This is a genomic window from Nocardia sp. NBC_00508, from assembly GCF_036346875.1.
Lineage (GTDB): Bacteria > Actinomycetota > Actinomycetes > Mycobacteriales > Mycobacteriaceae > Nocardia.
In genome coordinates this window covers 7,401,618-7,424,392 of sequence record NZ_CP107852.1, presented here as the reverse complement: position 1 = coordinate 7,424,392, position 22,775 = coordinate 7,401,618, and the positions used below count along the sequence as shown (strand labels likewise).

Sequence of the window (22,775 nt, the reverse complement as noted above, 5' to 3'; positions counted from 1 at the left end):
CGACGCGCCCTGGCACCGCCATGGTGTAGCGGTAGCGCGACCGAATGGGTCACGACAGCTCTTCGGGCACGATGACAACCTTGCCGGTGACAGTGCGTGATTCGGCGAGCGCGAGAGCCCGACCGGCGTCGGTCAGTGGGAAGCGCGCGGCGATCTGGGCGCGCAGTGCGCCGCGGGCGGCCAGGTCCAGGACGGCTCCGAGGTCTTCGGCGAGGCGGGTCCGGAAACGAACGCGACGGCGTTTGCCGGACCAGATGTTGTAGAAATGCGCGGACCGGTTGTTGGGCAGTAGGTTCCACCACGCGAATCGTGTGAACAGCTTCAGCACAGGGAGCCGGGAGTTCCCGTCTTCGTCTTTCGTCGATGCGCTGCCGTAGGCGACGAGAGTCCCGCCCCTGGCGAGCAGGCCGAACGAGTCCACGACGCTGCGGCCTCCCACATGGTCGAATACCGCGTCCACGCCACCGGGCGCCAGCGTCCGCACCTGCTGCGGCACATCGCCGCGGTAGTCGACCGGGATCGCTCCCAAGGCTTCCACCGCCGCGGCATTACCGGCGGAGGCGGTGCCGATCACTCGGATGCCCGCGACGCGGGCCAACTGCACGAGTGTCGATCCGACACCGCCATTCGCGCCGTGCACCACGATCGTCTGTCCCGCACGAACTTTCGCGATCCGGTACAGCATCTGCCACGCGGTGATGCCATTGACGACGAATGTCTCCGCTTCCGCGGCGGTCGGACCGGAGGGCACCGGAATCAGGTCGGCAGCCTCCAGCATCACGTGGCTGCTCCAGCCGCCGACCTTCGTCAGTGCCGCGACCCGCTGTCCGAGCAGTGTCGGATCAGCGTCGGCGCCGACGGCGATGACCTCGCCGACCAGGTCGTAGCCAGGCGTGAACGGAAATGGCGGCTGGTCGTAGTACTTGCCGCGCCGCATTTGCTGCTCGGCGAACGAGACCCCGGTGGCCTCGACACGCACCAGCGCTTGGCCGGGCCGCGGCGGCGGCAGTTCGCGACGGGTTATCAGCAATTCGTGCGGCTCCACCCGCCCGGGCAGGACAACTTCTACGGCAGTGGTCGGCACGGCGGCCGTGGTGTACGACATGACTCACAACTCCTAGTGTGTGACTGGTCAATCACTCGATGGTTCAAAAAGATGCCCCCTCGGGGGCCGGGAAGTATCGGCCCTGGGCTCAGGGCACTGCTCGACCCGCTGGCATTCAGGTCCCTTCTGTCGCGTTGCGGGCACGCGGGTGCCGGATGCCCGCAGTGAGGATCGCTTCCCAGCTGCCCTCGTGGTCGTCGAGACCGAGCGTGGTGATCAAGTGACACAGCTGCCCATAGGCCATGAACCGCTGTACCTGCTCATCCGTAGCGTCCGAACGGGTCTTCGCATAGTCGGTCACCCGATGAAGACCACGGCGGACAGCGTTGGCGATTTCCGGGATATCGGCGGCCGACTGAGCGTGAACCTGCAGCATGAGCAGGCTCTTGTCCGCGATCAGCTCGGCGTACGACCCACCCATTTCATGCAGGACCTTCTCCGGATCGCCCCCCGGCACCCGCGCGGCACCGGTCGCAAGCGATTGCTCGACCAGCTCGTAGCAGCGATCCAGTGCGGCAACGAACAGCTCTACCTTGCTGGGAAAGAGCTTGAACACATACGCGGGCGAAATGCCTGCCGCCGAAGCCACGGTGTTGATCGGTGTCCCGTGGTATCCGGTCTTGGCGAACCTCGCGATCGCCGCGTCGACCACAACCTCGCGGCGGGCATCCGAGGTGGAGAGGGCCGCTCCTCGCTTTGGCATGTGAGTGACTGTACACTCACTCTATGTCGTGGGCAACCCTGCTCACAAACACGAGCCGCGTGCAATCCCTCGCGGGAGCCGAAGTGGGCGTCTCACCTCTGGGGGTTCCGGTAGTAACCGCCGAAAAATCAACGGATATGGCGTAGCTGCTGGTCAGCGGCGGCGTTCGGCTCCCGGGCCCAGGATCGAGGTCAGCTCGCGCATCGCCTGTGGGGACGGTTTGAAGTAGCGGCGCAGGTTCTCGGCCTTGCGGTGGCGGGACTTGGCCATCAGTTCGAGCAGGCTGGCCCCGGATTCTCCGAGGTGGGTCAGGCCGGAGTGGCGCAGTTCGTGCAGGTCCCAGCCGGTCCCGGGGCCGTCGACGGCGGTGGCGGCGTCGAGTAGGTCGCGGGCCTGGTCGTAGGAGAGCCGGGCAAGGCCGGTGGTGGGGCAGACGTCGCGGTCGGCGAGGTACTTGCCGGGCCCCGGTCGGCGGTGGGTCACGAACACCGGCCCGCGGGTGCGGTCGCGGATGAGCCGCGGTAGCAGGCGGGCGGTGCCCGCGTCCCAGTACACGTTCTCGAGGACGTGTTCGTGGTGGGCGGCGCCGCGCCGGCGGGTGCGGGGTTTGGCGCCCTTGGACTTCACCGCCGCGGTGCGGCCCGCGAGGTCGAGGTCTTCGATGTTGAGCCCGAGCAGCTCCTCGGTGCGGGCGCAGGTCTCGTACAGCATCCGCCACAGCGTCTTCTCCCGCAGGTGGACATCGCGGCGGCCGATGAGCCGGTCGATCGCGGTGCGGGAACGGACCGGGGTGTCGGAGTCCGGCGGCGTCGACCGCGCGGCCGAGGTCGGCACTCGCGGTGCGGTCCAGCCCTGCTCGGCACACCAGCTCAGCCATTTGCCGACTGCGGCGCGGCGCGCGTTCCAGGTGTTCACCGCGGCGTCGCCCCAGAGGGTTTCCAGCGCGGCGCCGACTTCGGTGTCGGTGACCGCGTCCAGGGCGCGGCTGTGCCCGATGAGTCCGTCGGGTCCGCGGCCGTCGAGCTGGTCGACGGTCTTGACGATGGCGATGCCGTAGGCGCGGCGGGTGTTCGCCGAGCTGATCGTGTCGAGGAACGCTTCGGCGGCGGTGCGCAGGGTGCGCGCCGGCGGGGCGGTGCGTAGCCGGGTCACCTTCGCGGCCATCGGATCCCTTCGTCAGTGCTTGCCCCGGATAACGGGGTCGCTTCATGTCGCGCCGCGACGGGGTCGCCGCAGGCCGTCCCGGATGTTACCCCGGATAACAGACCGTTATCCGGGGTATCACTGCAATCGTTGAGCGGTCACGGCCAGACGCGTACCGCCGTTCGCCGCAGTCACCGATGCCCACGCCACCGGATGACAGAGTCGGCCAAGGTCTCTCGGGGCCCGCGCAATGAGCAATGCCGTCCTGCCTACCGGTGCCTCCACCCGGCCGGGTGGAGGCACCTTCGTCGTTCCCGGGTAGCGCAGAGTCCGCCGCGATCATGGAATATCGTGCCGGGTCATGACCACGGATGACTGGTTGGCCGACACCCGAACCTCTTATGACACGGTCGCGGTCAGCTATGCCGACCAAGTGCGCGGCGCCCTCGCCGGACACCAGTACCTTCGCGCGGCTCTGGCGTTGTTCGCCGACAGCGTGCGGGCCGCTGGCGGCGGACCGGTCGCGGACGTCGGCTGCGGCCCCGGTGAAGTCACCGCCCACCTGCATGAACTCGGTGTCGACGCCTTCGGTATCGACCTCTCCCCGGCGATGATCGACGTGGCCCGGCGCGACCACCCCGGCCTGCGGTTCGAGGTGGGCTCGATGACGGAACTGGACCTGCCCGTCGCTTCGGTGGCCGGCCTGCTCGCCTGGCAGTCGTTGATCCACATCCCCGACGACGAGGTGCCGACTGTATTCGGGCGCTTCCACCGAGCATTGCGTCCCGGCGGACCGTTGCAACTCCTGTTTCACGTCGGCGACGAGTCGCTGTTGAAGACGGAGGGCTACGGCGGTCACCCGATGAAGGTCCATGTCCACCGCCGTCAGCCGAACCAGGTGGCATCCTGGCTGCACGATGCCGGATTCGTGGTCGAGGCCCAGATGCTGCTCGACCCGGATGCGAAAGCTCAGCAAGCGATTCTTTTCGCACGCAGTAAGTCCTAACCTCTGCATATATCGGGCTCGCCACTGGCCGGGTGTGGCGGGTGATCATCTGGCACTCCGGACGCCAGTGGGCGGGCAGCACCCGCCGACAAGCTGCGGATCGGCGTCGAGGGCGCTCCCTACGCCCTCGGCTATGTCGCCAGACCGCACTACCCGCGAGCCTGGGACCACGACTGGACCCAGGACGGACGATCCTGTGCGGACCTGATCCCGGACATGACGACCACCGAATGGCTCGACAGCGAGCACACGAACCGGGCCCTGGTGTAACGCCGGGACCGGTCAGAACAGGGTGTCGCGCACCCGCAGCGGCCGGTAGCCCGTCGGGCCGAGCGCGGCGAGTTCGGCCTCGATGTCGACTTCGATCGCGCCGAAGAAGTTGATGTTGGCGCTGTGCGCGGGGGAGATGTGGGCCAGGACCTCGTCGTCGATGCGGTGGCCGGCCCGGCGCATCTGGGCGACCGCGAGGCCGTAGTACTCGGTGGTCCAGGCGATCACGGCGTTGGTGGCCAAGGTCAGACACCACGCCTGCTCGGTCTGGTCGGCGAGCTGGCGGGCCCGGATCGTGCCTTCGTGGGCGTAGAGCAGATCGCGGCGCAGCGCGTGCAGGGATTCGCCCTTGTTGAGCTGGCGGGTGATCTTGCGCCGGTAGCTCGGATCGGCCAGGTACTTCGCGGCGTAGATCGTGCGCCGCAGCGCCCCGTACTCCTTCAAGGCAGCGGCCAGCGTGTTCTGGCGCCCCGACGCCGAGAGCTTGCCGACCAGCAGGGAGGCGGTGGCGTGCCCGAACTTCAACGACCCGGCCAGCCGGAGCAGGTCGTCCCAGTGCCCGGCGATCAGATCGAGGTTGGCCTTGCGGGTCAGCAGCGGGCCCGCGTGCGGGAACCGGGCCTCGGCGGTGCCGCGCGGGCCCGGCCGGTAGAGGGTGATCCGGCCCAGGTCCCGGATCCGCGGGGACAGCTGCATGCCGAGCAGGTCGAACAGGCCGAAGTTGACCAGGGTGACTCCGTGGGTGTCGGTGGCGTGTTCGGTGATCGGCAGATCGGTGGCGTTGCCGAGGATCTCGTCGAGCACGTAGTGAGCTTCGCGGCGCGTGGCGACGATGATCTTGGTGCCGTACGTGGCGTGGGTGTCGGTGACATGGGTATAGGTCGACAGGCCCTCGTTCGCGAAGTAGCGGCTCATCGGCCGCGCGGTCGTGGACTTCCCGCGTGTCGGGAAGCGCTGCCCATCGCTCGACGACAGTGTCCCGGTGCCGAACACCGGGGTCAGCGGGAGCCGCTGGTGGTAGCCGATGATCACCAGGTTGGCCGCGCGTAGCGTCTCCTCGCGCACATACCACTCGTCGGTCCAGGACAGGATGTCGTAGGAGATGCCGCAGGCCTCGGCCATCCGGGTCAACCCGAGGTTGGTCGAGTGCGCGAGCAGCACCGCGATCAGGTTGCGCTTCAGCTTCGGCGTCCGGGTCGCCTGGCCGCCGGCGTGGGTGAAGCAGTCCAGGTAGTGCGTGCGTTTGTCCAGCTCGATCAGCAGCGACACGATCGGCGCGAACGGCAACATCTCGGTCAGCTCCGCCTTGAGCGCGACCGCCTCGGCCGGAACATCCTCGGCGGTCAACGGCGAGATGACCAGCTCCCCGGACTCACCGTCCAGCCGCACCGGGCCCTCGCCCTCGGCGAGCACCGCCTCCAGCTCACCCACCGCGGTATGCAGCTCCTCGACCACGGCGGCCAGGGCGATGCCTGGATCGGCCGAGCGCCCGACCAGGCGGCAGAACTCGCCCCGATGCGGTTCCCACTGCTCGCCGGTGAGCAGGTAGGCGGCCGGGTCGGCGTAGCGGCGTGAGCCCGGCACGTACACGTCCCCGCTGCGCAGCCCGTCGCGCAGCGCCAGCAGCACGCACAGCTCCCAGTAGTGCCGGTAGGCGGTGGTGCTGCCGGACGTGCGCGCCGCATCGAGGTAGCCACGCCACTTCGCGGGCACGAACCCGGTCGGGGCCTCCTCGAAGACCTTCCGGCGCCCGGTGGCGTTGAGCTCGCGCAGCATCGCGACCGCGATCAGCAACTCGGACGCGGCGGTCCCGCCGGCGAAACCGACCGTCGACAGCACCGCGGGGGTGAACTGGCGCAGGTAGTTGTAGGAGGAGTCCAGCGCGGCCAGATGCCCGTGATCACGCGGCAACCGGGGTTTGGCCTGCGCGATCGCCGCCCGCAGGCGCTCCCACCCGATCGCATCGCCGCGGATCAGCGCGCCGATCTCCTCATCGGCCACCGCCGGGTCGGTGACGATCGCCAGCAGGTCGTCGAGCAGCGCTTGGCGGTCCTCCCCCGTCTTGCCGCGCTCGGCCAGCTCCTGCTGCATCCGGCGCTCCGCGGCACCGAACTTCGCCGAGATCGCCTGATCGAACAACGCCACGACCTCGTCGAGCACGTCGGTACCGGACTGGGCCAGCACGGTCAGCAGGATCGGGTACCGCCGCTGCGGATCCCGGCGTTCCAGCGCCTGCGGGGTCAACCGGCGTCCCATCGTGGCCAGAAACCGCCGCCGCTCGGCCGGGAGCACCGACAGATCGAGGCGATCCGCGCCCAGCCCGCGCAGGAACGCCAGCTTGTCGACCTCCGCGCGCACCGCGGCCGCCGAGGCCTCCACCGGACCGGTCGACAGCCATCGCAACCGTGAAACCCCCAGAGAGGTGTCGGTGACCAGCAGCGCGTCGAGCTCGGCGCAGCGGGCCGGGGTGAACTCGTGGGCCAGGCGGTCGTAGGTCTCGCGCTGGGCCTGCTCACGGGCGTGGGCGATGCGTTCGACCATGCTCACCGGGCCGGGCCGGATCACCCGCGCCGAGATCAGATACTCACACCCCAGCCGGAACAGCAGAGTCGGGGAATCGTGCTCCATCGCCCGCGCCAGCAGGAACTCGTCGAGTTCCTTGACCTCGAGCGCACCGGCCGCCCGCCAGCCTAGATACTGCGCGACCAGGCGCAGATGATCGGTGCGGGTCTGAGCTCGGCGGCCGTAGGAACGGATCTCGCTACCGTCGAGGCGCAGCTGCTCGGCCAACCTGGCCACCGCGACCGGCGGGGCGCTCACCACGCGATCGGGCACGAACCCCAGCCACGGCAACGTGCACAACGCGATCGCGATACCGAGCCGATCAGCCGGACCACGCCCGCGCCCCGGATCGACGAACGCCAGATCCGCCGGCGAGAGCGTGAAGAACCGGAACAGCTCCTCACGGCCGATCTCCGGGAACTCCCGCAGACGCGCCAACTCCTCATCCGCGAACACCCGCGTCGCCACGACCCCGACCTCCCACACCAACCAATAGCGCTGGGAGACAAGCAAACCAGCAGTCCGCCTCCACCGCAGGCCGAACCGGACCTCACCGGCAGTCGCGCTGCGGCTACGCCATATCCGTTGGTTTTTCGGCGGTTACTATCGGAACCCCCTCTGTGCCGACGGCGCCGAGTCGATCAGGACACCGGGATTGAGAATGCCCGCCGGGTCCAGCGTCGCTTTGGCCGCGCGAAGGGCGGCAGCGAAGGGTTCGGGTCGCTGGCGGTCGTACCAAGGGCGGTGGTCCCGCCCGACGGCGTGGTGGTGCGTGATGGTGGCTCCGGAAGTCGCCAGTGCCTCCGATACCGCGGTTTTGATCTCGTCCCACTGCTCGACGGTCCGCCCCCAGTGGCCCCCCGCGTAGACGCCGAAGTAGGGCGCGGGCCCGTCTGGGTACACGTGCGTGAATCGGCAGGTGACCACGCCGGTTACCCCGACGGAGCGGAACGCGGCGGTCGCCGCGGCGAGCACCGTCTCCCGCAAGGAGTCGAAACGGTCCCAGGTGCAGGCGGTTTCGAAGGTCTCGGCGATCATCGACTGGGCAGCGAGTGCGTCGCGCTGATACGGCATCCGCAGGAACGACGAGCGCCAGGCGTCCGCCGCGCCTGGGCGCGCTGTGTCCTTCGCCGAGTCCGTGCTGCGGACTCCGTCGGGGACTGCGCCGCGGTGGTCGCGGCAGATCTGCACCGCACGCCGCATCGGATCGTCCACCGGATGGTCGGCGGATTCGAATCCGAGGACGAGGACACCGCCCGCGGCGCTGGTTCCCGCGTTGATGAACGCCTCCACCGGATCGAGCAGCCGGCAGTTCGCCGGATACAGCCCGGCCTGCGCGATCGTTCGCGTCGCGGCGACCGCCTTGTGGTAATCGTCGAACACCACCGACGCTCCGGCGCGCCAGCGCGGGCGATCCTGCAATCGCATCCACGCCTCGGTGATCACTCCGAGGATGCCCTCGGACCCGAGGAACATCCGGTCCGGTGCGGGGCCCGCGCCCGATGCGGGCACCCTGCGTGATTCGCTGACCCCGATCGGCGTCACCACTCGCATCGACTCGACCATGTCATCGATGTGGGTGTAGACGGTCGCGTAGTGGCCACCCGCCCGGGTCGCCAGCCAGCCGCCGAGCGTGGAGAACTCGAACGACTGGGGAAAGTGCCGCAGCGTCAAGCCGTCCGGGCGGAGTGCGGCTTCCAATGCCGGGCCTAGGATGCCCGCTTGAATCCGCGCCGCCCGGCTGGTGCGATCGAGCTCGACGATCCGGCTCAGCCGGCCGAGATCCAGGGCGATGGTCCCGGCGTAGTCGTCGGAGCACCGCGGTTCGACACCACCCACCACCGACGTTCCACCGCCGAATGGCACCGCGGCGACAACCGCGCTCGCGCACCAGTCCAGGATGTCGATCACGTCCTGCTCGGTCCGTGGCCGAAGCACGTAATCGGGTACATGGTCGACGCGGCCGAGTAGATTGCGTACCACGTCGCGAAATGCTTGTCCGTGACCATGCGAGACGCGATCACCGAGGTCTTCCGACGCCAGATGCGTCAGCGAACCCGGCGGTTGAACGCGAGGAGCGGGGACCCCCAACGACATCGGATCGGGGGCCTCGTGCACCGCGAGATCAGCGTCGGGCAGCAGGGCCGCTACGCGCTCGGTCAGCGCCTCCCTTTCGGCGCCGGTGACCGCGTCCTCGACGTTTCCCCATCCCCACCACGACCTCGTCACAGCTGAACTCCATTCGACCGCCTGCTGCAGGTAAATTACGTTCTGCGCTACGGCTTCGGGGCAGTTTCCCTTACGGAGCGAGTGGATTGTTGCGCGTGACGATCAAGGGGTCGGTCGGCGTGAAGGGCAGGTCCGGGAGTTCGTCGAGGGCGACGCCGAAGGTCGCGGCGAGCACTTCGCGGGAGTAGGCGCTCATCGAGGCGCGGTAGCCGATATCCGCGGGCGTCGGTTGATCGAAGAAGATCAGCAGGTGGATGCGCGGCGCGTCGATGACTTCGATGTGATGGGGATACGCGCGCGGCACGAAGTACACCTCGCCTTCGCGCACGGTGTAGGTGTCCAACGTGCCGTCCGGGTCCATGATTGCCATGCGCGCGGAACCCCGGTGGACATAACCCATTTCGGCGGTGACGGGATGCCAATGTGGTTCGCGCATCCCGTCTTCCCGGACCCGCAGTGAGTACATCGAGAGGTCCCGCAGCGCCGGCCAGAACATTTCCCGAGCGGTGCGTGCGGAGCCGACCGGCGAGTCCACCGGCGCGGGCATCGCTTCGATGGCGAAGTGGTGCGGGTCGCCGAAATGGGCGGTGGCCGGGACTTCCGGATCGCCCTCGCGGCGCACGATGAGCTTGGCGGTGGTACTGCGCCGGATCTTGGCGAAGTCCGCGGCAGGCAGGTCGTAGGTGTTGCCGAGTACGGAGTCGGTCATCGCGCCGAGCGCGGCGCTGAATCCGAAGTCCTCGGGTCGTTCGTGACGAAAGGCGAGGATGAATTCCGCGTCGCTCTCGCCGATGTTCTCCACGTGATGCAGCGCGCCGGAGTCGATGTGGAACATCTCCCCGGTGCTCACCAGGAACGAGGAGAAATTGCCGCCGCTGTCGAGCACCGATACCAGCGCCTGCCCCGCGGTGCAGTAGGTGAGTTCGCTGGCGTTGGCGTGCCAGTGCGGTTCCCGGATCGCTCCGGGCGCCAGGGTGAGGCGTTTGATCGAGAGCCCGCTGAGGATCGGGAAGCTATCGGCGGTGAGCCTGGTCAGCGACCCGAGTTCGCCGCGGTAGATCTCTTCGCCCTGCAGCAGAGAGGCGACATGAATCGAGGGAATGCGCACGGTTCCTCCTTGCTCGCGGGTCGAGGATCGTTCTGGTTCGATCATGCCGGTAGCTTCGGCGAGCACACGCGGATGAGCCGCATGTCGGACGGTTGCGATTGCGATGCATTTTCGGGACGGATCCGGTTGTGACGCACGACGTCCAGTCGTCATCGACGATGACAGTAACGGGCGCTGGACGCCGTCGGCGACATCAGTAGCAATTCTGCGTCAGAGTGACACTCGTCATATTTTGCCTTGGGTGCCGGGCTCCGCAGTTCGATGTTCTTCACGTCACAAGGTGTCTTTGCCCAATGTTGGACTGGGTACCCCTATGAACTTTCCCAACCTCGGCGCGCCGATCCGATCGTCGTTCGCTAAGGTCCGTTCTGCACGCTCGGGTCATGGTTCACGCATTTGAGGCACTGCTTCTGGCTCCATAGCCAGAGCGGCCCATGATCGACCAGAGAGTGAACTCGCCACCGCATGACCCCGTCACGTCGTTCCGCACGTCGCGCCCATCAATCACGAGCACGCAATCTACTGTTCCCCCAGTTGCTCACCGCCGCGGTCGACACGGCGTTCGACTGCGCCGCGCTCCGGTACAACCCGTCGGGTGATCCGGCTGATCAGTGTGAGCTCAGCTATCGGGAGTTGGATGAGGCGTCGTCGCGGCTGGCTCGCTACCTGATCGGGTACGGCGTAGGTCCGGGAGACTTCGTGGCGGTAGCCATCACGCGGTCGGTGGAGTCGGTGCTGGCGGTGTGGGCGGTGGCGAAGACGGGCGCGACATATGTGCCGGTCGATCCGGGTTATCCGGCGGATCGGATCGCGCACATGGTGTCCGATTCCGGTGTGGTGCTGGGTGTGACCGTGGCGGCGCATCGGGTGGGGTTGCCGGGTGGCGGTGTGGAGTGGGTCGAGCTGGACGCGCCGGTGCATCGGGAGGGGGTTGCCGCGCAGCCGGGGCATGCGGTGTCGTATCTGGATCGGTTGCGTCCGTTGACTGAGCAGCATGTGGCGTATGTGGTCTATACGTCGGGGTCGACGGGTAGGCCGAAGGGTGTTGCGGTGACTCATGCGGGTTTGGCGGCGTTGGTGGAGCATGAGGTCGCGGTTCGGGCGGTGACTGGGGTGTCGCGGGTTTCGCATGTGTGTTCGCCGAGTTTCGATTTTTCGGTGATCGAGATGTTGTTGGCGTTTTCGGTGGGTGCGGTGTTGGTGGTGGCGCCGCCGGGGGTGTTCGGTGGTGTGGAGTTGGGGGATTTGTTGCGTCGGGAGCGGGTGACGCATTTGTGTGTTACGCCGGGTGCGTTGGAGTCGCTGGATCCGGTGGGGTTGGGTGATCTCGAGGCGGTTTTGTGTGGTGGTGAGCGGGTTGGTGGGGAGTTGGTCGCGCGGTGGGCGACGGGGGGCCGGTCGTTCTATATCGTGTACGGCCCGACGGAGACCACGATCTTCGCGACCGGCACCGCGGCGCTGCGTGGGGAGGACGCGACGCATATCGGTACGCCGGTTCCTGGTGTGGGTGTGCACGTGTTGGATGCGCGGTTGCGGTTGGTGCCGCCCGGGGTGGTTGGTGAGTTGTATCTGTCCGGGCCTGCGCTCGCTGAGGGTTATCTGCGGCGACCCCAGCTGACCGCGGAGCGGTTCGTCGCCAGTCCGTTCTCGGGGGCGGCTGGTGGTTCGGGCATGCGTATGTATCGCACGGGTGATTTGGTGCGGCGGACCTCGGAGGGGTTGCTCGAGTATCACGGCCGGGTGGATTTCCAGGTGAAGATCCGGGGTTTGCGGATCGAGCTGGATGAGATCGACAACGCGTTGACCGCGCATCCGGATGTCGACTATTCCGCGACGTTGGGCGCGACGCTGCCTTCGGGTGTCAAGGCTTTGGTGTCGTATGTGCTGCCGCGCGCCGGGTCCGGGACCGAGGGTGGCCGGGTCGCGTTGGATACCGGCGAGCTCGCCGAGTTCGCCGGGAAAACGTTGCCGGCGTATATGATTCCGACCGCGATCATGGTGCTGGACGAACTGCCGCTGACGCCGGTCGGGAAGCTGGATCGTGCGGCGTTGCCGGAGCCGGTGCTCACTGCCCGCGAGTTCCGGGCACCCGCTACGGCGGCCGAGCGGTTGGTCGCGGATACCTTCGCCGCGTTGCTGCTGCCGGAGGGCGGCGACGACACGGCTCGGGTGGGTGCGGATGATGACTTCTTCGAGCTGGGTGGTAATTCGCTGATCGCGACTCAGGCTGTCGCTCGGTTGGGTTCGGCGTTGGGGGTGCGGGTTCCGGTGGCGTTGGTGTTCGAGGCGTCGGTGGTGGCGAAGTTGGCGGTGCGGCTGGGGGAGTTGGCTCGGGTGTCGGGTCCGGTGCTGGGGCCGATGCCGCGTCCGCAGTGGGTGCCGTTGTCGTATGCGCAGCAGCGGATGTGGTTTTTGAATCGGTTCGATCCGGCGAGCGCGAGCAACAACATTCCGTTGGCGGTGCGGCTCAGCGGTGAGTTGGATGTGGCCGCGTTGCGGGCGGCGATCCGGGATTTGGTGGCGCGGCACGAGGTGCTGCGGACCAGTTACCCGGAGCACGACGGTGTGGGTGGTCAGCGGGTGCATGCGGTGTCGGAGCCGGGCGCGGTACCGGAGTTGTTGGTGGTGGAGGTCGCCGAATCCGAGATCCCCGATCGGGTGGTGGCGATCGCGGGTGAGGGTTTCGATGTCACAGGGGCCCCGCCGATCCGGTTGCGTCTGCTGCGGTGCAGTGACACCGAGCATGTGCTGGTGTGCGTGGTCCACCACATCGCCGGAGACGGATCCTCGATGCTGCCGTTGACTGCGGATTTGATGACGGCGTATTCGACGCGGGTGGATGGTGCGGCCCCGACCTGGGAGCCGCTGCCGGTGCAGTACGCGGATTACACGTTGTGGCAGCGGGACATGCTCGGCGACGAGCAGGACCCGAACTCCATCCTCGCTCGCCAGATCGGGTTCTGGCGGGACCGATTGGCCGATGTGCCGGAGAAGCTGGACCTGCCTGCCGATCGGGCGCGCCCGGCGGTGTTCTCCGGTCGCGGCGCGACGTATGAGTTCACGGTCGATGCGTCGGTGCATGCGGGTTTGAACCGGCTCGCGCATCGGCATGATGCGACGTTGTTCATGGTGGTGCATGCGGCGTTCGCGGTGTTGCTGGCGCGGTTGTCGAACACCGGTGACATCACCGTCGGCACCCCGGTGGCCGGTCGTGGGGATGCGGCGTTGAGCGGTGTGATCGGCATGTTCGTCAACACCTTGGCGTTGCGCACCGAGATCGACCCGGGGCAGTCGTTCGCGGAACTGCTGGAGCAGGTGCGTGGCCGGGATGTGGAGGCGTTCGGGCATGCGGAGGTGCCGTTCGAGCGGTTGGTGGAGTTGCTGGACCCGGTGCGGTCGAGTGCGCATCATCCGTTGTTCCAGGTGATGCTGACCTTCCAGAACTTCGCGCCCGCGACACTCGAGTTGCCCGCGTTGAATGTGTCCGCGCTGGAGTTCGCGTGGCCGCTGACGAAGTTCGATCTGGAACTGACCATGCTGCCGCGTGAGGACGCCCGGACACCCCAAGGGATTTCGGCGGCGTTCACCTACGCCACCGACCTGTTCGACGAAACCACGGTCGCAGGCTTCGCCCGGCGACTATCTCGAATCCTTACCGCGGTAGCCGATTCGGCCGACCAGGTGGTGGGGGAGATCGACCTGTTGGATCCGGCCGAACGCGCCGCGATCCTCGTGGACTGGAACGACACCCATCACCCCGTCGCTCCCAGGCTGGTACTCGATGGGTACCGGCGTGCGGTAGCCGAGCACCCCGATGCTGTTGCGGTCGCCTACGCCGACCGGCAGTTGACCTACCGGGAATTCGATCAGCGGGTCAATCAGCTGGCGAGGGTGTTGATCGAGCAGGGGGTGGGTGCGGAATCGTTGGTGGGGTTGGCGGTTCGGCGTTCGCTGGATCTGGTGATCGGCATGTATGCGATCCTCACCGCGGGTGGGGCGTATGTGCCGCTGGATCCGGATCATCCCGCCGAACGCATCGGGCACGTCCTCGAGACCGCGCAACCGGTGTGCGTGCTCACCACGACCACCGACGCAGTGCCGATGCCGCAGCACATCGCGGCTCTATACCTCGACAGGCTCGACACCGGCTTGCGCTCAGGCGCGCCCATCCGCGCCGAGGAACTGCTGCGGTCGGTGCTGCCGGAACACCCTGCCTACGTCATCTTCACCTCCGGCTCGACCGGACGCCCGAAAGGCGTCGTGGTCTCGCATCGGGCGATCGACAACCAGATCCAGTGGATGCTCGACCAGTACCCGATGGGTGCGGGGCAGGTGTACCTGGCGAAGACCGCGACGACCTTCGATGTGTCGTTGTGGGGCTATTTCATGCCGCTGCGGGTTGGTGCGAAACTCGTGCTCGCCGACCACGACGGGCATCGCGACCCGGTTTACTTGGCGGCGACGATCGCCGCGCAGGGGGTGACGGTCACCGATTTCGTGCCGACGATGTTGAGCGAGTTCGCCGCCCACGCCCCCGCGGGAAGCGTCGCGAGTTTGCGGGATGTGTTCGTCATCGGCGAAGCGCTGCCGCCGCAGACCGTGCGGGCGGTGGGGGAGGTGACCGAGGCACGAGTGCACAACCTCTACGGTCCGACCGAGGCGGCGGTGTCGGTCACCTACTGGCCTGCTGGTGCTTCCGATACGGTCACGGTGCCGATCGGTCGCCCGCAGTGGAACACCCACGTCTATGTGCTGGATGCGTGGTTGCGGCCGGTGCCCGCCGGAGTGCCCGGTGAGTTGTATCTGGCCGGTGACCAACTCGCCCGCGGGTATGTGGCGCAGGCCGCGCAGACCGCGGGACGGTTCATCGCGAATCCGTTCGAGCCCGGGTGCAGGATGTATCGCACCGGGGACCTGGTGATCTGGCGCGCACCCGACACCGACCGGCCGCAGCGGCTGGAATATTTGGGGCGCACCGATTTCCAAGTGAAATTCCGCGGCCAACGCATCGAACTCGGCGAGATCGAAACCGCACTGCTCGCCCACCCTGTGGTCAGCCAAGCAGCCGCAGCCGTGGTGCCCTCGCCTGCGGGCGACCGGCTGGTCGCCTACGCGGTCCCGCACCCCGGACAGGTTATCGATGAGGAGGAACTGCTCGCCTCGATCTCCGCAGTGCTGCCCGCATACATGGTCCCGTGCGCGCTGGTCGCGTTGTCTGAGCTGCCGCTGAACGCGAGCGGCAAACTCGACCGCAAGGCGTTGCCGGAGCCGGTGTTCGAGGCAAAGGAGTACCGGCCCACCCGCACACCCGCCGAACACACCGTCGCCGAGGTGTTCGCCGACCTGCTCGGCCTCGACCGGGTCGGCGCCGAGGACGACTTCTTCGACCTCGGCGGCAACTCCCTGCTCGCGACCAGGGCCGTCGCCCGAGTCAACGAGGCGATGCAGTCGCAGGTCACCGTGCGTGACCTGTTCGAAGCACCCCGGGTTTCGGTGCTGGCCACCAGAGCAGTCCGCCTCAGCGGGGGCACCCGTGTACCGCTGATCCGGTCAGCGCGTCCGGACCGCGTACCGCTGTCGTTGGCGCAGCAGCGGATGTGGTTGCTCAACCGCATCGAACCGGACTCCGCCGCCTACAATATGCCCTTCGCCCTCCGGCTGACCGGGACACTCGATGTGGCGGCGCTGCGCCTCGCGGTCGCCGACGTGCTGGACCGTCACGAGGCGCTGCGCACGCGATACCCGGCCGATCCCGATGGGCTGCCGTATCAGGAGATCTTGTCGACCGAGGTGGTGCTGCCCGACGGACTCGCGATCGACCATCACACCACTGATGTCGCGGACCTGGTGACCGGGCTGATTTCTGCTGGTTTCGATGTCACGGCATCCGCGCCGCTGCGTATGCGGCTGTTCTGTTCCGGCGAGGACCATGTGTTCGTCCTGGTGGTGCACCACATCTCGGCCGACGGCGCATCCCTCGCGCCACTGGCCCGCGACCTGGTGACCGCCTACCTCGCCCGCACCGGTGGCAGCGCGCCGGGCTGGTCGCCACTGCCGGTGCAGTACGCCGACTTCGCCCTCTGGCAGCATGCCGCCATCGGCACCGCGGCCGACGAGAATTCGATTGCCGCACAGCAACTGTCGTACTGGCGCGAAGAGCTGGCCGGAGTGGCGGGACCGATGGAGTTGCCGATAGACCGCCCGCGCGGGTCGACGCCGTCGATGCGCGGCGCGTCGACGGCGATCACCATTCCGGCCGACGTCCACGAACGACTAGAGCGGATCGCGCGTGAGCACAACGCCACGTCGTTCATGGTGGTCCACGCCGCGCTCGCGGCCCTGCTCGGGCGACTGTCCGGCGGCACCGACATCGTGATCGGCACCCCCATCGCCGGACGCGGCGAACGAGCACTCGACGACCTCGTCGGAATGTTCGTCAACACCCTGGCCCTGCGCGTCCAAGTCGACCCCGCGGCCACCTTCCACCACCTCGTCGACCGATCCCGGGAGACCGCCCTTTCGGCATTCGCCAACGCCGACCTGCCTTTCGAACGAGTCGTCGAGGAGATCGACCCGGCGCGTACCGGAGCGCACAACCCGCTGTTCAATGTGATGCTCTCGTTCCAGAACATCGAGCAGCCCACGCTGGATCTGCCGGACCTGATCATCACGGCACTCGACAACGGCGCGATCACGGCCAAATTCGATGTGCAGGTGATTGTTGAGCCTCGGCTCCGCGACGACGGTGGCGCTGCGGAGATGGCCGTGACATTCACGTATGCCACGGACCTTTTCGACGAATCGACCGTGCGCGCGCTCAGCCGCCGGTTCGAGCGCATGGTGGCCGCGGTGGCGGGCGACCCCTCGACCCTGGTGTGGGACATCGACATTCTCGATGAAGGCGAGCCCGACGCCGTCCTCGCCGGTAACCTGGCCGCCTCGCAATCGAGCCAGGTCGGCCTCACACAATCGGCGATCCCAGGGACTTTCACGTCAGCGCTTACGGCGACACTGCCCGACTTGATCGGCGAGCAGGCTCGACGCAGACCGGACGCGGTGGCAATCCGATGCGGCGATGCGACGCTGAGTTTCGGTGCGTTGGATCGGCGTGCGAGCCAGGTTGCCCGGGCGTTGATCGCGGCCGGAGCTGGGCCGGAATCCCTGGTGGCGGTGGCTGTGTCACGGACCGAGGAACTGCCGGTCGCGTTGCTGGGTGTGCTCGCGGCGGGTGCGGCGTATGTGCCGCTCGATCTCACCTACCCGGCGCAGCGGGTGGCGGGTGTGCTCGCGGATGCGGCTCCGGTGTGTGTGTTGACCACGGTCGAGGAACGGTCGGCCTTGCCGGAAACCGATCTGCCGGTGGTGTTGCTGGAGCACGCGGCGGAGTTCACCGATGACCCGGTCACCGACGCCGAGCGGGTGGCGCCGCTGCGGCCGGACAACCTGGCGTATGTGATCTATACCTCGGGTTCGACGGGCGTGCCGAAGGGTGTGGGGGTGACCCACCGGAATGTGGAGCAGTTGTTCGCCAACGCCCAGCCGTTGTTCGGGTTCGACGAGCGTGATGTGTGGATGTTGTTCCATTCGTTCGCGTTCGATTTCTCGGTGTGGGAGTTGTGGTGCGCGCTGGTCACCGGCGGCAGCGTGGTGGTGGTGGACTACGCGACGTCGCGGTCACCGGAGTTGTTGCGCGAGTTGCTCGTTCGGGAGCGGGTGACGGTGTTGAATCAGACCCCGTCGGCGTTCTGTCAGCTCGTGGAAGCAGACCGAGACACTTCACCCGCAGAGTTGGCATTGCGGTATGTGATCTTCGGTGGTGAGGCGCTGGATCTCCGCCACCTGCGGCGCTGGTACGAGCGTCATCCCGGGGATGCGCCGCGGTTGGTCAATATGTATGGCATCACCGAGACCACCGTGCATGTGTCGTTCCTGTCGCTCGACGAACACCTGGTGGATAGCCCTACCAGCCTGATCGGCCGCGCCTTGCCCGGACTCGACACCCATGTGCTCGATATCCGCTTGCGTCCGGCGCCATTCGGTACTCCCGGGGAGATCTATGTCGGCGGTGGTCAGTTGTCGCGTGGCTATCTGGGCAGGCCGGAGCTGACCGCGACGCGGTTCGTGGCGAACCCGTTCGGGCCGCCCGGGTCGCGAATGTACCGGTCGGGTGACCTCGCTCGCTGGACGCGGTCCGGTGGTGAGCCGGGGCTCGCCTACGGCGGGCGCGGCGACCGGCAGGTGCAGTTGCGCGGTTTCCGGATCGAACTCGGGGAAATCGAGGCGGCGCTGCTGCGCTGCCCCGGCGTCAGCCAGGCCGTTGCATTGGTCCGCTCCGACGCGGTGCTCGGTGATCAGCTCGTCGGATACGTCCTCCCCGAGGCCGGTGCGTGGCTGGATACTGCCGAATTGCGAAGCCAGGTGACCGAATTCCTGACCGGCTACATGGTGCCCGGCGCGATCGTCGTGATCGCCACTATGCCGTTGACTGCCAACGGCAAACTCGACCGTCGCGCACTGCCGGCGCCGGAATTCCGGGCACGGGAATTCCGCGCTCCCGCCACTCCCCTCGAGGCGACGGTGGCCGCGACCTTCGCCGAGGTGCTGGGCGCGGATCGTTTCGGCATGGACGACAACTTCTTCGAACGCGGCGGAAACTCGCTGATCGCCGCGAAGCTGACCGCCCGGCTGTCCTCGGCGCTCGGCACGAAGGTGCCGGTGATGCGAGTGTTCACCGCGCCGACGCCCGGGGAGCTGGTAGCGGACCTGGCGCGCCGCGCCAGCGGCCATGTGGAGACCGAGACAGCCTTCGACATGCTGTTGCCGCTGCGCGCGGGGGGTTCGGCCGCACCGCTCTTCTGCGTGCATCCCGTGTCCGGAATCTCCTGGTCGTATGCGGGCCTGGCGGCCCACCTCGACCCGGACCGGCCCCTCTACGGCCTGCAAACCCCGGTGCTGGCCACCGAGGAGGTGATGCCGGATTCGATCGAGGACTGGGCAGCCCGCTATGTCGAGCTGATCCGCTCGGTACAACCGACTGGTCCTTACCACCTGCTCGGTTGGTCATTCGGCGGCGTCATCGCCCACGAGATAGCGGTGCAACTGCAGCGCGAGGGCGAAACCGTCGCCCTGCTGGCGGTGATGGACAGCTACATGGCAGATCCCCCCGATACGGCGCCCAGCGACGCGGGGAAGGTGCCGGTGGCCGAATTGATCGGTGGCCTGCTCGGTGAAGCGGCCGGGGATCTCGGCAATATCGCGGAAGTGGACTGGGTCGCGCTGCCGCAGAAACTCACCGAACTGCCCGAACCGTTCGCTTCCTTCGGAGCCGACCGAGTCACCCGAATACTCGACGCGGCGGTGCACTCCGTGGCGCTGCGGACCGCTTACAACCCTCCCGTGTATCGCGGCGATGTCCTGTATTTCACCGCAGCCCTCGATGACCCGACGGGCTGCGTCGGCGCGTCGATCTGGAGTGAGATCGTCGACGGCACGGTGTACAACCACGCCGTATCGACGACACACTGGCGGATGACCGTGGCATCCGGACTGTCTCAGATCGCCGACGTGCTGACGAAGACGTGGCGCGAGGGCGAGGCGGGCGAAGACCGCGCGATCAGCGGGTAAACCACCGGCCGAGCCGGGCGGCGGCCGAGTCGGCCTTCTCGCGGGCAAGCTCCACCGAAGGCGGCGAGAACGGCGCCACCGGCGCAGGACCGGAGAGGAAGTCGGCATCGACCTTGCCGACCAGCCCGTCACCGAACTCGATATGGCATACACCCCGGCCCAGGTACTTCTCGGACGGCGTCGATCCACGCACCCTCGCCGCGATTCCCGCGGTTACCGTGCGGGCGGCGTCCTCGGCGAAGACGCCCGCACGCGGGACCGGGGCATCCGCGCAGTCGCCGATGGCGTAGATCCCTGGGTACGGTGTTTCGAGGGTGCGCGGGTCGACGGCGATCCAGCCGTCCGTGCCGCCCACGGTCAGCCCCGATGCCTCGACGACGGCCGGAACCCGGTGTTTCGGGACCCCGATGAACAAGTCGTAGGCGAGATCGCCGGTACGGGTGAGCGCCATGTGCCGGCTCGGATCGAGGGCGTGGACTCGGCGGCCGGGGAAGTACCCGATGTCGCGTTGGGCCAGCGCCTCGACGATGGCAGCGGAGGTGTCCGGCGACACCGGTATCGGCGAGTCCATCGGGCTGACCATCTGGATACTGGTCCGGTCGCGCACCCCGCGCCGGGTCAGGTTTTCATGCAGGAGCATCGCTCCCTCGTAAGGGGCGGGTGGGCATTTGAAGGGGACGCTCAGAATCGCGAGGATCACCGCCCCGCCGTCGAAACTGTCGAGCCGGTCCCGCAACCGGCAGGCACCGTCGATCGAGTAGTACTCGTACCCGTCGTCGACGAACCCGGGGGTCGCCGCCGGGTCGTAGTCGGCGCCGAGCGCGACGACGAGGATGTCGGGATCGTACTCGGATCGGTCGGTCACGACGTGGCGGGTCCGTGGGTCGATCCCGGTCACCTCCTCCTGGCGGAACTCGACACCCGGATGTGCGATGTCGGCGTACGGAACCCGAACGGCCGCCGGCAGCACGGCACGGAACAGGATCTCCAGCTTGGCGAAGCCGAAGGTGAAGGAGTCGTTCCGATCGACGAGGACGACTCTGACTTCGTCGGCGAGCGAACCCGACAGGCGGGCGGCCAACTCCAACCCTCCGAACCCGGCACCGAGAATGAGCACGGTTCGCATAGGACCCATTCTTCTCCTGGGCACACTCGCACGCGGTCGAACGAGCGAGGTTCCGCTCCGCAGGAAGTGGGATCCAGCGGGGATTCACGTCCGGGGCCGGGCCTGACCACGTCGAATGTCGGCGAGCCGATGCTCAGTGCAGGGGGACCTTCCAGCACAGCCGCGTCCCGGCCGTGTTTCCCTCCGGGCCGGTGCCGGATGTGATCGTGAAGGTTCCGGCCGCTGCTTCGGCGCGCCGGGCCAGATTCGTCAGACCGCTGGGCGTGACATGCTCGGGGATTCCGCATCCGTCGTCCTCGACGAGGATGGTCAGGTCGTCGGCGACCGCGATTTCGACCGAGACCGACTTGGCGCCGGAGTGCCGGACGGCGTTGCTGACCGCCTCACGCACCACGGCTTCCGCGTGGTCGGCCAGTTCGGGTTCGATCACCGACAGCGGTCCCGCGATGTGGACGGAGGTGCGGATCGCACTGGCGCCGGTCTGCTGCCGGATCGCGTCCTCGATGCGTTGCCGCAGGCGCGCGCTGTGGCCGTCGCCGCCGTGCAGGTCGAAGATCGAGGTCCGGATCTCCTGGACGACCTCCTGCAAATCGTTGATCGCCTGGATGAGCCGGTCCCGCACTTCGGGTACGCGTGAGCGGGGCACGGTGCCCTGCAAATTGAGGCCTACGGCGAACAGTCGCTGGATGACGTGGTCGTGCAGGTCCCGGGCGATCCGGTCGCGGTCGGACAGAATGTCCAGTTCCCGCATGCGCCGTTGCGCGTCGGCCAGCTGCATCGCCAGCGCCGCCTGATTGGTGAAGGCGGCGGTCAATTCGAGGGTTTCGTCGTCGTACGGCGCCGACTCCACCGAACGTAGCGCTATCAGCACCCCTACCGTGGAGTCGGAGGTCTGCATGGGCAGGACCAGCGCCGGCCCGGCGTCCGGAAAGATCTTGCCGAGATCAGCGCGGCGTGAGTCGTCGAGGCGCTGTGGGGCACGCAGCCGGAACGCCTTGCCGATCGTCGTGTCCCCGAAGGGCAGCTTCACCGGCCGCTGGTTGTCCTCGGCGCCCGCGGCGTGCGTGATGAGAAGTTCGGTGATGTCGTCCGGCCTGGTCTCGGGGTCGGGGACAACCGCGAGCAAGGTCCGCTCGGAGCCGGTCAGCCGACGCGTCGCCTCGACGAGATGGGCCAGGACCTGGTCGGATGCGGTGCCCGCAAGGAATTCGGTCGTGATGTCGCGGGTGGCCTCGATCCAGGCTTGCCGGGTGCGCGCGGATTCGTACAGGTGCGCGTTGTCGATGGCGATACCGGCCGCGGCCGCCAACGCCCGCACGATGACCTCGTCGTCCTCGGTGAACGGCAGGCCGTTGGCCTTCTCCGTGAGATACAGGTTGCCGAAAACCTGGTCGCGAATGCGGACCGGGACACCGAGGAAGGTGCGCATCGGCGGATGATGTCCGGGGAACCCGACCGAGCACGGATGGTCTGCGAGGTTGTCCAGGCGGATCGGTTTGGGCTGGCTGAACAGCAACCCGAGGACACCGTGGCCTTGCGGGAGATCACCGATCAGTTCCCTGGTCGGTTCGTCGATGCCTTCGAAGATGAACTGCGTGAGCTGCTGGTCGTGGCCACGGATGCCGAGCGCTCCGTAGCGGGCGTCGACGAGCGACGTCGCCGTATGCACGATCGTGCGCAGGGTGCGATCGAGGTCCAGGCCGGAGGTGACCGAGAGCATCGCCTCGATCAGTCCGTCCATCCGATCGCGAGCGTCGATGATCTGCTCGATGCGGTCCTTGACCTCGGCGAGCAGTTCTCGCAGCCGCAGCCGCGACAGCGTGTCGCGCACCGAGAACATACCGGTTAGCGCGTCATCGGTCATAGAGCAAGGTTATTTCACGCGCTGCTCGAAGTGAA

General features: G+C 67.5%; 10 protein-coding genes. 2 read left to right on the top strand and 8 right to left on the bottom strand.

The genetic code is table 11. From position 1 onward, the window contains the following. Positions 1 to 49: 49 nt before the first annotated feature. The 3 genes from OHA40_RS33285 to OHA40_RS33275 form a co-directional block, all read right to left on the bottom strand. On the bottom strand, positions 50 to 1,105 hold the full coding sequence (locus OHA40_RS33285) for a medium chain dehydrogenase/reductase family protein (protein ID WP_330230760.1): 1,056 nt from the start codon (positions 1,103 to 1,105) through the stop codon (positions 50 to 52). 115 nt (positions 1,106 to 1,220) lie between these two features. After that, complete coding sequence (locus tag OHA40_RS33280; RefSeq protein WP_330230759.1) at positions 1,221 to 1,808, bottom strand: TetR/AcrR family transcriptional regulator; 588 nt, start codon at positions 1,806 to 1,808, stop codon at positions 1,221 to 1,223. Between the two features lie 153 nt (positions 1,809 to 1,961). Continuing rightward, the gene (locus OHA40_RS33275) at positions 1,962 to 2,972 is read right to left on the bottom strand and encodes a tyrosine-type recombinase/integrase (RefSeq protein ID WP_181720238.1); all 1,011 of its coding nucleotides are present in this window, start codon (positions 2,970 to 2,972) and stop codon (positions 1,962 to 1,964) included. A gap of 340 nt (positions 2,973 to 3,312) precedes the next feature. On the opposite strand from OHA40_RS33275, the gene OHA40_RS33270 reads away from it, so the two are divergent. After that, positions 3,313 to 3,957: a class I SAM-dependent methyltransferase gene (locus OHA40_RS33270; RefSeq protein ID WP_330230758.1), complete on the top strand. Its 645-nt coding sequence runs from the start codon at positions 3,313 to 3,315 to the stop codon at positions 3,955 to 3,957. Between the two features lie 282 nt (positions 3,958 to 4,239). Here the strand turns inward: OHA40_RS33270 and OHA40_RS33265 are convergent, their stop codons facing one another. From OHA40_RS33265 to OHA40_RS33255, 3 genes are all read right to left on the bottom strand, one after another. Continuing rightward, the gene (locus OHA40_RS33265; protein ID WP_330230757.1) at positions 4,240 to 7,257 is read right to left on the bottom strand and encodes a Tn3 family transposase; all 3,018 of its coding nucleotides are present in this window, start codon (positions 7,255 to 7,257) and stop codon (positions 4,240 to 4,242) included. A gap of 135 nt (positions 7,258 to 7,392) precedes the next feature. After that, positions 7,393 to 9,018 carry an FAD-binding oxidoreductase gene (locus OHA40_RS33260; protein WP_330230756.1) on the bottom strand — a complete coding sequence of 542 codons (1,626 nt, stop codon included), beginning with the start codon at positions 9,016 to 9,018 and terminating at the stop codon, positions 7,393 to 7,395. Positions 9,019 to 9,088: 70 nt separating this feature from the next. Then, positions 9,089 to 10,171 (bottom strand): cupin domain-containing protein, encoded by a 1,083-nt coding sequence (locus tag OHA40_RS33255; protein WP_330230755.1) that lies wholly within the window; start codon positions 10,169 to 10,171, stop codon positions 9,089 to 9,091. 489 nt (positions 10,172 to 10,660) lie between these two features. Here OHA40_RS33255 and OHA40_RS33250 point away from each other — a divergent pair, with 489 nt between their 5' ends. After that, the gene (locus OHA40_RS33250) at positions 10,661 to 19,750 is read left to right on the top strand and encodes a non-ribosomal peptide synthetase (protein ID WP_330230754.1); all 9,090 of its coding nucleotides are present in this window, start codon (positions 10,661 to 10,663) and stop codon (positions 19,748 to 19,750) included. Here the strand turns inward: OHA40_RS33250 and OHA40_RS33245 are convergent. After that, the gene (locus OHA40_RS33245; protein WP_330230753.1) at positions 19,740 to 20,876 is read right to left on the bottom strand and encodes an NAD(P)/FAD-dependent oxidoreductase; all 1,137 of its coding nucleotides are present in this window, start codon (positions 20,874 to 20,876) and stop codon (positions 19,740 to 19,742) included. The two genes, OHA40_RS33250 and OHA40_RS33245, sit on opposite strands and share 11 nt — an antisense overlap. Before the next feature lie 133 nt (positions 20,877 to 21,009). After that, complete coding sequence (locus OHA40_RS33240; RefSeq protein WP_330230752.1) at positions 21,010 to 22,740, bottom strand: GAF domain-containing sensor histidine kinase; 1,731 nt, start codon at positions 22,738 to 22,740, stop codon at positions 21,010 to 21,012. Positions 22,741 to 22,775 lie beyond the last annotated feature (35 nt).